3 protein-coding genes are annotated in these 15,182 nt (G+C 49.1%); all 3 read right to left on the bottom strand.

Annotation, left to right across the window (positions count from 1 at the left end; translation table 11 throughout):
• Positions 1-6: 6 nt before the first annotated feature.
• Genes LEPBO_RS0132085 through LEPBO_RS0132075 form a run of 3 tightly spaced genes read right to left on the bottom strand, consistent with a single transcriptional unit; the run spans position 7 to position 14,956 of the window.
• Positions 7-4,773: a non-ribosomal peptide synthetase gene (locus tag LEPBO_RS0132085; protein ID WP_017291697.1), complete on the bottom strand. Its 4,767-nt coding sequence runs from the start codon at positions 4,771-4,773 to the stop codon at positions 7-9.
• Positions 4,774-4,818: 45 nt separating this feature from the next.
• Positions 4,819-9,606 carry a type I polyketide synthase gene (locus tag LEPBO_RS0132080; RefSeq protein WP_017291696.1) on the bottom strand — a complete coding sequence of 1,596 codons (4,788 nt, stop codon included), beginning with the start codon at positions 9,604-9,606 and terminating at the stop codon, positions 4,819-4,821.
• 4 nt (positions 9,607-9,610) lie between these two features.
• A complete protein-coding gene (locus LEPBO_RS0132075) occupies positions 9,611-14,956 on the bottom strand; it encodes a non-ribosomal peptide synthetase (protein WP_026149071.1) in 5,346 nt (1,781 codons plus the stop codon).
• Positions 14,957-15,182 lie beyond the last annotated feature (226 nt).

Here is a 15,182-nt window from a genome sequence, read left to right as displayed (position 1 = left end):
GGTGGCTTATCTCCCTGAAAATTCAACAGAAAATTCAACCGTCGCGAATACGGCATCAAGTTCATCCTGACTAAGCTCGGCTAGGGGAAAGTCTGAGGGGGTATAGCCTTTAGCGTCAGGCGATTGGCAGTGGCAAATCAGCGATCGCAGCTTTTCGAGAAACCGTTGTGCCAGTCCTTCAACGGTGGCAGGGTGATGCAATGCTTCGCTATACGTCCAGACCATTTGCAGCTGACCGTCGGTAATCATGCCGTCAATCTCAAATAGATGCGATCGACGATCTTGCAAGCCATGACAAGAGCCGCTCGACTCTTGAGCCAGCCCAAACAAAGAGGACGCTGCAAAGCTCCGATCAAACTGTCCGAGATAGTTGAAACTGACTTCCGCTTGAGGCAGTTTTCGCAAGGATTCAGCGATTTCTCCTGAATTGAGATAGCGCAGCAGTCCATAGCCAACGCCTCGATTCGGGATTTGCCGCAGTTGCTCTTTCACCGCTTTTAGGGCTTGGGCACTATCAACCCTGCTATCCAACTCCAGCAATACTGGAAACACAGCAGTAAACCAGCCGACCGTACGCGATACATCTACCCCTTCAATCATGTCCTCGCGTCCATGTCCCTCTAGCTCCACCAGTAGTGATGGTTTTCCAGTCCACGCTGCAAACGCTTGTACGAGTGCAGTTAACAACACATCGTTGATTTGGGTGCTATAAGCAGCAGGTACGTCTTGTAGTAATGTTTGGGTTTCTGCTGAATTCAGCGTTACGGTGACAGTACGAGCTTGGGCAACGGTATTCGTTCCGCCTGGAAAATCCACAGGGAGGGGCGGAATCGGCTTTTGCAATTGGGTTAGCCAGAAGGACTGTTCTTGTTGCAAACTTTCCGATTGTGCGTAGTTAACCAACTGTTCTGCCCACCGTTTAAATGAAGTGGTCTTAGCCGGCAGTTTGATCGGTTGAACATCTCTCAATTGCTGGTAAATCGTTTGCAGATCTTCTAGCAACACTCGCCAAGACACCCCATCGACTGCAAGATGATGAATCACAATCAACAAACGGCTCGCTCGATGGAGTCCCAGGTCAAACCAAGCAACCCGCACGATCGAACCATCGCTCAAATTAAGGCTTGCTTGGAGTTGTGTTGCTGCTTGCTCAATCGCGATCGCTTGTTCTGCTGTAGACAGGTTTGACAAATTCACTTGGGAGAATGGAACAGCCGTATCGGGGCTGATCATCTGCTGTTGCCAACCTTCAGCAGTCCGAGAAAATCGCAGTCGCAATGCATCGTGATGAGTGAGTAAATGCTGGACTGCCTTTTCTAAAAGCCTGGCATCGATCGCTTGTCGGACTTCTAACAAGATGGATTGATTCCAGTGATGCGGCTCCAACAATTCCTGTTGAAAGAACCAATGTTGAATGGGCGTGAGTGGTAAATCACCTGTCACCGCTCCCTGTTCTGCTGGAGCGATGGTCTGCGCGTCTACGAGTTCTACAACGGTGGCTAACTCTGCGATCGTTTGATACTGAAACACCTGCTTGGGTGTCATTCTCAATCCCTGCTGATTTGCCTTAGCGACTACTTGGATACTCAGAATAGAATCGCCACCCAACTCAAAGAAGTTGTCGTCAATGCCCACTTGCGCCACCCCAAGTATCTCAGCCCAGATACCGACCAATGCCGTTTCCACTGGGTTTTGAGGTGCAATGTATGTATGTTCTAAATTCGGTCTTGCTATCTCAGGAACAGGCAGCGATCGTCGATCGATCTTGCCGTTAGGTGTGAGCGGTAGGAACTCCAACACCACAAACGCAGACGGCACCATGTGCCCCGGCAATCTGTCTTTGACAAAGTTGCGAAGATCAGAAAGTGAGAAACTGGTTGACTGCACAGGAACAACATAGGCAACTAATCGTTTGTGTCCAGGTTCGTCTTCTCGCACCACGACAACTGTTTCTGCAACAGTAGGGGATCGCCCAAGGGTTGCTTCGATTTCTCCTAGCTCAATACGAAACCCGCGCAGCTTTACCTGGTTATCAATCCGTCCTAAAAACTCCAGATTGCCATCAGGCAGATAGCGAACCAGATCGCCAGCTCGATATAAACGAGTTGTAATTGAAGGAGTGAAAGGGTCAACGTAAGGGATAAACCGCTCCTCGGTCAGTTCAGGACGATTCAGATATCCTCGTGCAACGCCAGCACCCCCAATGTAAAGTTCTCCAGGCACTCCAATTGGTACAGGTTGTCGATCGATATCCAGAACGTACACCTGACTGTTCGGAAAGGGACGACCGATCGGAACTAAGTTATCGACAGACAGTTTTGTCTCAGTTCTCTCGAAATAAGTTGTGTCGATCGTTGCCTCAGTCACACCATAGGAGTTAATCAGCCGAGTCTGGGTTCCGCACAATCGCTGGATAGCCTGATGCTCTTGTACATACCAGCTATCCGACCCCACCATCAGGAGCCGCATGAAGTCGAGCGATTGACCCGTTGTTTCTAGATATCTGAGTAAATTCCGCAACACGGCTGGTACAAATTCTGCACAATCTACCTGCTCCCGACGCATAAGACTGTAAAGCTGATCAGGCATTAGTAAAAAATCTCTAGGACAGAGCACGAGCTTTGCCCCAGAACACAGTGCCCGTATCCAATTGCCAGAAAAAACATCAAAGGAAAAGCTTGCCATTTGTAGATGACAGGTGACAGCCGCTCTCAACTGGTAAGCACTTTCCCATGCAAAATAGGCATTGACCAAACTGCGATGCGTGACCATCACGCCCTTGGGGGTATCCGTAGAACCAGACGTGTAGATCACATAGGCAAGGTTTGAGCCAGTAGGTGCAGGAGACAGGGAGGCAGCCGTAGAAATGGATTGATCGCGATCGACACAAAGAACCTGAGCCGGATGCTGAGGGAGCGTGTTGAGCAGATGAGTTTGCGTCAGGAGCACCGATACTTTCGCATCATTGAGCATGAAGGCTAACCGTTCTGTCGGATAGGCAGGATCAAGCGGCAGGTAAGCGCCTCCGGCTTTGAGGATTGCGAAAATGCTCACCATCATCTCTAGTGAGGTTTCCATGCAGATCCCTACCAACATTTCCGGTTGGATACCCCACGATCGCAACTGATGGGCTAGTTGATTGGCTTTGTGGTTGAGTTCGGTATAAGTAAGATGTTGATCTTCAAAAACAACCGCGATCGCATCGGGAGTTTGTTCAACTTGCGCCTCAAATAATTCATGAATACATAGATGTTGCGGGGTGCCTACGAGAGCATGGCTTTCGTGTTCTCCGGTTCCCCATGTCCAAAGCTGCTCTAGTTCCTGGGTTGTCAACAAAGGCAATTCTGAGAGGCGAGCTTGGGGATTTTTCACAATTCCTTCTAGCAAGGTTTGCCAGTGCCCTTGCATTCGCGCGATCGCATCTGCATCAAACAGGTCAGTGTTGTATTCCCAACTCACGCTAAGACCTTGAGAGGTCTCTTGCAGACTGAGCGTGAGATCAAAGGTCGCGGCTCCGTTATCGATATCCCAGGGTTCGATCGTCAAACCAGGTAGCTCTAAGGCGGGTTTGGGCGTATTTTGCAGAATGAACATCACCTGAAACAACGGGGATTGGCTGAGGTTGCGATCAGGGTGCAGTTCCTCAACCAGTTTTTCAAACGGTACATCCTGATGGGCATAGGCTCCGAGTGCGACATCACGCACCCGATTGAGCAACTCCTGAAACGTCGGATTGCCAGAAACATCAGTGCGGAATACAAGCGTGTTGAGAAATAACCCGATCAAGCCTTCTAATTCAACCCGATTGCGGGTTGCGATCGGCGAACCCACCAAAATGTCTTCTATTCTGGTATGGCGATAGAGCAGAGTGTTGAAAGCTGCTAGCAGAGTCATAAACAGCGTCACCCCTGTTTGCTGACTCAGTGTCTTGAGCGCTTGGGTTAAGGCGGGTGATAAAGATGAGGTTTGAATCGCACCTCGTCCAGTTTCCGTGGTAGGACGCGGACGGGTTGTGGGAAGTTCTAGAACGGGCAATGTGCCACCGAGTTGCTGTTTCCAGTAAGCAAGTTGAGTCTCTAGCACTTCACCTTGGAGCCATTCTCGCTGCCAAGCCGCAAAATCTGCATATTGAATTGGCAGATTAGCAAGGGAGAGCGGTTCCCCCGTAGCAAAGGCAGTGTAGAACCTGACCAGTTCCTGAATGAACACGCCGACTGACCAACCATCACAGACAATGTGATGGACGGTGAGCAGCAAGATGTGATGCGTTGGCGTGAGCCGCAGAAGCTTAATTCGCACTAACACATCATTGGCTAAATCAAACGGTTGCTGCGCCTCTTGAGTCGCGATCGCTCTCGCAACGCTCTCCCGCTCTGTTTCTGCCGCTTGGCTCAGATCGACGATCGGCAAAGGGAAAGGCTGAAACGGCTCTACCTGCTGAACAGGTCGTCCCTCAACAGTCGCAAATCTACTCCGCAACACAGTATGGCGCTGTGAGATAGCATTAAAACCCTGCTCTAATGCCGCTACATTCAACGCCCCCCGCAGGTGAAAGAAATGAACTTCATTATAAAACGGCACTTCTGGCTGCAATTGATCCAACACCCACAGCCGCTCTTGAGCAAAAGATAAGGGCAGTGAGTCCTGATTTTGTCTAGGCTGAATAACGGATTGGGCTTTAGGAGCCGTTAAGCCTTTTTGCTTGAGACGTAGTTCTAGAAGCCTCTGCTGTTCCGGTGAGAGAGCAGCGAGACGTTGAGAGAGCGTGTTCATTCTTTGCCAGCCGTATAGGATTTGTTATGTTACAGAGTGTCGTGGTTAATGATTACTGAATTGTGCTGCTTCCAGTTGTTCTTGAATTTCACTCAGCGATAAACTTTCTATCTCTAATAGCAGTTCGTTCATTACGTCAAGCTCATTTGTTTCTGCTTGTAGAGTGCGAATCGTCTTCGATAATTCAGCAATGGTTGGGGCATCTGATAAAAGGGTTTGCAGTGATAACTCAACCGAGAAAGCATCTCGTAATCGGGAGACAATCTGCACGGCTAACAAGGAATCTCCGCCTAAGTGAAAGAAGTTATCCTGAATGCCGATCGACTCAATTCCCAATGACTCTTGCCAAATCTCTGCAACAGTTTGTTCGATCGCGCTGCTAGGAGCAATATAGGCATTACTCAACGCTGGTCTAGGGTGCAGATCCTGCCTCACAGGTTCGAGATGTTCCACACTATTCAGCAGATGATCGTACTGTAACTGCATCTGAAAATCGCGTGTTGAAACCAGGACTTGAGGCACCATGCATTGCAAAATGCGGCAGAAAGCTTCTATCCCTTCTTGCGGTAAAATCCCTTGCTTTAAATTTTCTTCGCGTACCTGTTTAAGCGTTGCTGGAATGATGGTATTGGCTGCCTGTCCGACCTCTTGCCAGCTATCCCAGTTAACGGAAACGGTAAGACGATCGGGATATTGAATCTGATGATGATAGGCGAAAGCATCTAAAAACGCATTGGCAGCGCAGTGATCCACCATGCCCAAACCGCCCAGAATTGCAGTTAGGGACGAACACAGCACCAAGAAGTCTAGTGGCGTATTCTTCAGCAGATCTGCTAGCACCAGCGTTCCTTTCACCTTGGGGGTCAGAATCCTAGCGGCAGCTTCGGCAGTTTTAGTTTGCATCATGCCTCCCGGTGTGACCCCAGCCGCATGAATCACCCCATGAAGTTGCCCAAATTGCTCATTGATGCGCGTCAAAACGGCTTGCATTTGCGTTGAATTTGATACATCTGCGCTCAGAGGCAACACTTCTGCACCCAATCTCTCTAACGCCTGAAGCTTCTCAATTTTGAGACTCGTCTCATCCTGGCGATCGTGCGTCGCCAACCATTGTGCCCACTCCTCTCTGGCAGGAAATGGCGATCGTCCTACCAGCACCAATTTTGCCTGCACAGTTTGAGCGAGATATTCTGCGATCGTGAGTCCCAGACCTCCCAATCCACCTGTAATTAAGTAAACGCCTTGATCCCGTAAACGAGAGGAGCGGGTGTTATCCCAACGCACAGCTTCAAAAGTCTGCACCCAACGATGATTGCCTCGATAGGCGATCGTCTGATCAGAGGATGGCGTAGTCAGTTCTACAAACAGTTGTTGAATTAACTTTTCATCTTGGTTGTGAACCGGAAGCACCACATCAATGCTGCGACAAGTGAAGTTGGGATACTCCTGTGGAATCACCTTACAAGGTCCAAGAGACAATGCTTTGCTAGGACATAGTTCCTCGGAACCCGCGATGTCCTGTACTTGGTTGGAGATAATGTTGATGTCAATGGCACAATCTGAAGACTGCTCACTAAGAGCTTGCGCTAGAAATAGCAGGCTGAAAAAGCTCAGAGTTTCCGTTTGCTCTAGGGATTCTAGAGATGAATTCGTCTCGTTCGTAACGCTCCACAAATGCGCGATCGCTTCTGGCTGTTTGCCCAGGGTTCGCAAATCATCCAGCAACGTGCGGTAGTCTCCGGGACGGTGAGGCGCGATTGTATAGTGGCAATTGACCGAATTTTGCTCTACGAGGCTGTGTAACCTCTGAAATTGTGTTCCGGCTCGAACCATCACAACCGTTTGACCCGATTGGTTCAACCGCTGCGCTAATTTCTCACCTAAACCCCACTCATCTACAAATACTAACCAGCACTTCGATGCAAGGGTTTGAACGGGCGCAGGGGGCAGAGACCGTTTCCAGGAGGGTAGATAGAACCAATCTGCCATCTCCAACTTCTTCCCGATTCGATCGAGGAGATTTGGCTTGGGTGGATCGTTCTCCATCAGGGCAGACAATACTTTTGGAGCCTGCGAAGGGTCAACTGCTAACGCTGAAATTCCCTGATTTGCCTGTTGTTGTGCTGCCTGAATCAGTTCATCCCAACGATTCGATGTCGTGCTTGGTTGTAAGAACGATCGCGGTTCAATCCAATAGCGTTGACGCTCAAAGGGATAGGTTGGTAAAGGCAGGCGATAGCGTCGCTCGTGGGCATAAAAGGTTGACCAATCCACTGAGACTCCGCATTGCCAGAGTTGCCCCAAGGTCTGCAACAGTAATGCCACATCCGATCGCTGCTTTTGCGGGTGACGTAAGGAAGTCAAAATTATATGTGCTGCTGTTTTAGCAGAATGGCGTTGAGCAAAGGTACTCAAGGTTCGTCCAGGACCCACTTCGAGTAAGATTCGCTGCGAGTCTTGCCACAACTGGTCAATACCATCCGCAAAACGCACCGTTTGACGCAGATGGTTGCCCCAGTATGCCGGATTTGTCGCTTGATCTGCCGTAATCCAGGTGCCCGTCACGTTGGAGATGTAGGGAATTTGAGGAGAATGCAGAGGAATGGTTTTAACTCGTTGAATGAATGGTTCAACGATGGCTTCCATCATTTGAGAGTGAAAGGCATGAGACGTATGCAGCAAACGTGACTCGATGCCTTGTTCCGATAATTGGTGTTGTAAAGTTACGATCGCGGCTTCAGACCCAGAAACAACACACTGGGTAACACTATTGATCGTAGCTAAGGAAAGATCGCGACCTAGTAGAGGTTGTAGATCATGCTCAGAAAGAGGAACAGCAAGCATTGCTCCTGTGGGAAGTTGCTGCATTAGTTGTGCGCGTGCGCTGACCAACGCTAACGCATCTTTTAGAGAGAATACACCTGCAATACATGCTGCAACATATTCGCCAATACTATGACCAATCAAAGCTTGAGGACGAATGCCCCAGTTGAGCCACAGTTGCGCCAAGGCATACTCAATAACAAATAAAGCAGGTTGAGCGATCGCGGTTTGTTGAAGGCGCTGCGCGGTTTCAACGGTTTCGACATCGGGATAGAGCAGCGATCGCAAATCTAAGCCTAAATGAGATTTGAGCAATTCACAGCAGCGATCAACTTGTTCGCGAAAGATTGCCTCTGTTTCGTATAGTTCCCGTCCCATGTTGACGTATTGAGAACCCTGTCCGGGGAACATAAAGGCGATCGGGCGTTCTCCTCCTGCCGATTGGATGAAGTTCCGTTGCGGATCGAGGGAGCTTAGGCTCTCAATGGCATCCTCACGATCGCGTACCACCACCATGCAACGATGTTCAAACCGTTTGCGACCCGTTTGTAGCGTGTAGGCAACATCTGCGAGATTGCAGTCAGAATTTTGCTGAAGGTGATTTGCCAGATTCGTCGTTGCAGTTTTTAGGGCAGAAGCAGTTTTAGCCGAAAGTAGCAAGAGTTGATGAGAGCGGGAAGCGCTAGACGAAGCGATCGCAGGTGCTTCTTCCAAGATAATGTGTGCATTCGTCCCACCAATGCCCAAGGAACTCACTGCGGCTCGGCGTGGCTGATGATGCGTTTGCCAGTCGGTGAGCGTTGTGTTGACGTAAAAAGGAGTATTGGCAAAATCAATTTGAGGATTCGGTTGCTCAAAATACAAACTGGGGGGAATTTGTTGGTGCTTGAGTGCTAGTACTGTTTTAATTAGACCTGTTACTCCAGCCGCCGCATCGAGATGCCCAATATTTGTTTTAACAGAGCCAATCGCACAGAAGTTTCTCCTCTCGGTACTATCGCGAAATGCCTTAGTTAGGGCTGCGAGTTCGATCGGATCTCCTAATGCAGTTCCTGTCCCATGCGCCTCAACATAGGAAATAGAGTCCGCTTCAATTCCTGCTAACGCCAACGCCTCAGCAATAACCTCTGCTTGTCCCTCCACACTGGGCGCAGTGTAACCGACTTTCATCGAGCCGTCATTGTTAATCGCTGAACTTTTGATCACTGCAAGAATACAATCACCGTCTGCCAGCGCATCTTCTAACCGCTTCAAAACTACAATGCCCACACCACTACCAGGAACAGTTCCCTGAGCTTTGGCATCAAAAGCACGACAGTGCCCATCGGGAGACAAAATCCCGCCCTCTTGATAGAAATAGCCTGATTTTTGCAACGCATGGATTGTAATGCCGCCCGCTAGCGCCATATCACACTGGTAACTGAGTAAGCTCTGGCAGGCTAAGCTGGTTGCAACCAGTGAGGTTGAGCAAGCGGTTTGAATGTCAAGGCTGGGTCCTTTGAGATTGAGTTGATAGGAAACACGAGTTGTTAGAAAATCTTTCTCATTCCCAATGACCGTTTGATAGCCAGCAGCAGATTCTAGCAATTGACGATCGGGCGCGATCTGAAAGACCCAATACTGATTCAAACCGACTCCGGCGTATACTCCCATCCGATCGCCGCAGCGTTGACAGTCGTATCCTGCATTCTCCAAAGCTTCCCAAGCGCATTCTAAAAAGATCCGCTGCTGTGGGTCCATCATTGCCGCTTCTTTAGGATTGAAGCCGAAGAATGCTGCATCAAACTGCTCTATCCCATCAAGCAGGGCAGACGCTTTGACGTAATTAGAATCTCGCACAACAACCGGATCAATGCCTGCCGCAATCAGTTCCTCATCGGTGAAAAACGCAATGGATTCAATCCCCGATCGTAGGTTTTGCCAAAATGCATCGACTGTTTTCGCGCCCGGAAAACGACCCGACATTCCAACAATCGCGATGCCTTCTATCGCATTAATTACATTACTCATAAGTCTATTTCCCTGACTGACGAAGTTGCTTTTGTCGATTGAATGCGGCTCTTTGTTGTGCGGCTCGATCGCGAACTGCCTGCAACGAAACTTTAGAGGATGATGTCTGATTCAAGTAATTGGCTAAAGCACTGATGTTTGGGTACTGAAATAGATCCGTGACTGATATCGATCGCTTCAACGCTATTTGTAGCTTGCTTTGTACCTGAAGTACCAGTAAGGAGTGCCCGCCCAGATCAAAGAAGTTGTCGTAAATGCCGACTTTTTCAATCTGCAATACCGCTTGCCAAACTTCAGAGATCGCTTGCTCTACTTCGGTTTTGGGAGCAACATAAGTGCTCGTTGACGCAATTTGAGCCGTCTCTGGAGCAGGTAAGGCACGGCGGTCAATTTTGCCGCTAGGTGTGAGGGGTAATGCATCCAGGAAGAGAAAGGTTGCTGGGATCATGTACTGAGGCAGTTTTTCCTCTAGAAAATGACGCAGATCAATAGGTGTAGGGGGCGTAGCAGCACGAATGTAGGCAGTGAGACGTTTGTTATTTGAATGATCTGCCCACGCTAAAACGATCGCTTCTTGAACGTCTGGATGTTGCCGGAGTGTTGCTTCAATTTCTCCTAACTCAATCCGAAAGCCCCGAATTTTGACTTGATCATCAATGCGATCGAGGAATTCCAACATGCCATTTGGCAGGTAGCGGACGCGATCGCCCGTTTTATAGAGAAGGGTTGAGTTGCGATCGAAAGGATTGGGAATAAACCGTTCAGCCGTTAGCTCAGGTTGATTTAGATAGCCACGAGCAATACCACCTCCGCCAACATATAGCTCACCAGGAACCCCGATCGCCACGGGCTGTTGATTCTGATCCAAGACATAGAGCTGCGTATTGTGCAAAGGATATCCAATCGGGGCAATTCGTCCTGAATTTGCAGGGGATACTGTTGATAGATCGCAGATTGTAGCGCCGATCGTGGTTTCCGTAGGACCGTAAGCATTCAACAATTGAACGCGATCGCGAACCTTCATTTGCCAAGCCAGAAGCCGCTCAGACAGTGCAGGTTCGCCCCCAATAATCACTAAACGCAAAGACTCAGGTAATTCCAACCCTTGAGCCAGTTCAACCGTGATTTGATGCCAGAATGCAGTCGGTAGATCGAGTACAGTTAACGCCAGTTCGCGGCACTGTTGCAAGAAGGTAGATACCGAATCCAACATCGCATCAGTCCGCAGCACCAATGTTGCTCCTTGCGTCAAGGATACAAAAATCTCTTCGGCTGCGACATCAAAACTCAGAGAAGCAAATTGCAAAACGCGATCGCCCGGTTTGATGCCATATTCAACGCTTGCCGTCTCGATATAACTCACGAGGGAACGATGTTCGATCATTACCCCTTTAGGCTTGCCCGTAGACCCAGACGTATAGATGACATAAGCCAGATTAGAGGCGACCGGAGCACAATGTTCGGCAGATTGTTGCTCGCTCAGATTCCATGCTGAATCGAGGCAGACCACTCTAGCCGTCGTTTCCGGCAGGATATTGAGCAGGGATGTTTGAGTCAGCAGGACTGGCACTTGAGTATCTTCCAGCATCAGAGCGAGACGCTCTTTCGGGAGGTTTGGATCAAGCGGAACATAGGCTCCTCCCGCTTTGAGAATGGCGAGCAATCCAATGATGAGATCTAGCGATCGCGTCGCACAGATTCCAACGAGTCCCTCTGGAGCAACACCCAAAGAGCGGAGGAAATTTGCGAGGTGATCCGCCTGATTATTCAGGTCTTGATACGTAAGTTGTTGCTGCTCAAAGATGACCGCGATCGCATCAGGAGTTCGCTTTGCCTGCGCTTCAAATAATTGGTGAATACATAGATCTGGATTGGGATTCAGAGAAACCGCTTGATTTCCCCATTGCCAAAGTTGTTGTTGCTCTTGCGCGGTCAGGAGCGGTAAGTCTGAGAGCCGAGCATTCGGATTCGTGACAATGCTTTCTAGTAGGGTTTGAAAGTGATGCTGCATCCGAGCGATCGTACTTTCATCAAATAAATCAGTATTGTACTCAAAGTCTGCAACTAACCCGTTTTCGACTGTTTCAACTGCCACGCTTAAATCAAACTGTGCCGTTTCACTGGTTACTTTGATAGGTTTCAGAGCCAGATCCGGTATTTCTGGAAGCTGTGGAGCATTTTGGAGCGTGAACATCACCTGAAACAGAGGCGAATAGCTCATGTTTCGTTCTGGTTGGACTGCTTCTACGAGTTGCTCAAACGGTAAATCCTGATGGGTGTAGGCTCCTAAGGCAACCTGACGAACCCGATTCAACAATTCTCGAAAGCTAGGATTTCCTGCAAGGTCAGTATGCAGCACTAAGGTGTTCACGAAGAATCCAATTAGCCCTGTGATTTCATTGCGGTTTCGATTCGCAATAGGAGAGCCAACAGAAATCCGATCTTGCCCGCTATAGCGATACATTAAGGTTTTGAAGACTGCCAGCAGCAGCATGAACAGCGTCACCCCTTCTTGCCGCGCCAGTGCCTTGAGCGAATTGGTGAGCGATCGAGAAAGATGCAACGATTTTGTTGCCCCTCGAAAGGTTTGAGCAGCAGGACGTGGACGATCGCTCGGAAGATGTAAAACCGTTGGCGCACTGTTGAGTTGCTGTTTCCAATAGGCAAGCTGCGTTTCTAGCACTTCACCCTGAAGCCAGGTTCGCTGCCAGTGAGCAAAATCGGCGTATTGAATGGGCAATTCCGGCAAGGGTGAAACCCATTCCTGGGAGTAGCTATCATAAAGTGTTGCTAACTCCTGTAGCATGACCTCCGCCGACCATCGATCGGAGATGATGTGATGCATAGTTAATAGCAACTGATGATCTTCCTGCCCAAGTTGCATTAAGGTGGCACGGAAGAGCGGTTCTTGCTGCAAGTCAAAGGGTTGCTGGATTGCCTGTTTGGTGATGCGTTGCGCTTCAACCTCTTGCTCTGATTTGACCCACGATCGCAAATCCACAACGGTCAATGGCAAAATCTGCGCGTCTGTGACTTGCTGCATTACTTGCCCTGCGATCGTGCAAAAGGTTGTTCGTAAAATCTCGTGCCGTCGAATTATTTCGGTGAGGCTTTTCTCCAGTACGGTGATATTTAACTCACCTTGAAGTTGCACTGCGATCGCAATGTGATAAGCAGAATTGGCAGCTTCTAACTGATCAAGGAACCACAATCGCTGTTGGGCAAAGGAAAGGGAATAGCAATTTGTAGCACTTTTAACCCTCACGATTGGACAAGCTGACTGAGGATTTGAGGTTGTAAGCTGATTTAGAATTTGTGCGACCAGTTCGGCAATACTAGCACCTTCAAATAAATCCGCGATCGCGATCTCAACTCCAAAATCAAGCTCTATGCGGCTTTTGATCTCAAAGATCATTAACGAATCAAGTCCGAAGCGGCTTAAAGGGTGCTGCACATCAACTTGGGTTGCTGCAATTCTCAAAACTCGTGCAACTTGTTGCCGAACATAATCAGTCAGTTGTGTTTCGCGTTCCGCAGAATCAAATGCGAAGAGATCTGCACGAGTTAGAGATGTCTCAAGATTTTCAACCTCAACCATCTCTAAAATACTGCTGCCGATCTCTGCTAGATTGCCTGCCAGAAACGCTGCTTTACAAGCCCGACGCTGAATTTTACCGCTAGAAGTTTTCGGAATCGTGCCTGCTTTAATCAAGACAACAGCATAGGCTTGTACCTCGTGGGCTTCTGCGATCGCTTGTCGGATTGCCTGTGTTACCTCCTGAACATTCGGCTTTTGACGAAACTCGACCTCTTGTACCACAACAAGCCGTTCTGCATCGTAGAGTGCGATCGCAAAGGCAGCACTGCTACCAATTCTCAAGGTGGGATGGCTCCGTTCTGCCGTGAATTCAAGGTCTTGCGGATAGAGATTGCGCCCTCGAATAATGATCAAATCCTTAGCGCGTCCAGTGATGAACAGTTCCCCATCGTGCAAAAAGCCTAAGTCGCCAGTTCGTAAGAATGGTCCTGCATGGGTGTCTGAAAGATACGCCTGAAAGGTTTGGGCGCTTTCCTCTGGACGATTCCAGTAGCCCTGTCCCACGCTGGAACCCGATACCCAAATTTCTCCCACTTCACCGGGTTGGCAGCGATCGAGGGTTTCAGGATGAACAATGACAATATGTTGCTCTGGAATTGTTTTCCCACATCCAATCAACGTCCAAACTTCTGCATCTCCTGCATCAGCCTCTACAACTTGACTACGTTCCAGTGCTGCTTTCTGGACTGTCTTAATCACGGGTGCAGTAGCTTGGACTCCACCAGAAACCATCAGGGTTGCCTCTGCCATCCCATAACATGGGTAGAACGCTTCTCGACGGAACCCACACTCAGCAAAAGTAGCCGCAAACCGTTCTAGACTGCTGTGCCGAATTGGTTCTGCTCCGTTAAATGCAACGCTCCAATGACTCAGATCAAGCGTCTGGCGCTGCTCTGCCGTAATCTTCTCCACGCACAAGTCATAGGCAAAATTGGGTGCGCCACTAGTAGTGCCTTGATAGCGAGAAATAGCTTGCAGCCAGCGGTAAGGACGCTGAAGAAACGAAGCAGGCGACATCAGAATACAAGGAAACCCACCATATAACGGTTGTAGAATCCCACCAATTAAGCCCATATCGTGATAAGCAGGCAGCCAGGAGACAAACGTGCTGCTAGGAGAATGCTCCATGTAGCGATAGGTCGCAGCAGCATTGTGCAGTAAGTTGCTGTGACTGAGCATGACCCCTTTGGGTGTGCCAGTCGAACCGGATGTATATTGCAAAAACGCGAGAGTATTGTTCTCAATCAGCGGTTCCTGCCAAGTTTCAGCAATGGAGTACTCCAAATTGTCCGTGGTTAGCCACTGGATTGTATCCCCATTCATTTTCTCAGCCAACAGTGATTGCATTCTGTCGAGGATGGCTGTTGTTGTCAGCGCGATCGCAGCTTGTGCGTCCGATAAAATTGCTGCAATTCGCGGTGTGTTTCGCTGATTGTGGGGTGGATACGCAGGAACCGCAACCACTCCCGCATACAGACAACCAAAAAATGCTGCCAGATAATCCAGCCCAGGTGGGTAGAGCAATAGTGCGCGTTCCCCACCCAATCCCATCGCTTGTAACCGAGCTGCGATCGCTCGACTCTGACGATCGAGTTCTTTGTAGGTGAAACTCACCGCTTCGGTTTCTCCATCCAAGAGGAAGGTAAACGCTAAGCGATCGGGTTGATGCATCGCCCTGTAACGGAGCAACGCTACTAGGGTCGATTCACACCAAAATGTTTCTGGAAAAGCGTCTGAAGGGTGGTTCATCATCCTCTACGTGCCTGTAGCACCCCAACTATGGAATTCTCTATTGCAACTAATTTGCATTAATTACTAGGCTACCATACGGCAAAGCTGCTACCTCTGGCAAGCCCTATTGAAAATTTTTTGATCAGCTTGTCAGTTGCTTAGATGAAAAGTACAAGGAGATTGCCCGATCAAGTTGGTTCAGTTCAGGGGATTTCTCCACTGAACGGATAACCGCTGTATTCCAGGC

This window comes from Leptolyngbya boryana PCC 6306 (assembly GCF_000353285.1).
Lineage (GTDB): Bacteria > Cyanobacteriota > Cyanobacteriia > Leptolyngbyales > Leptolyngbyaceae > Leptolyngbya > Leptolyngbya boryana.
This window is presented reverse-complemented; position numbering and strand designations above follow the sequence as displayed.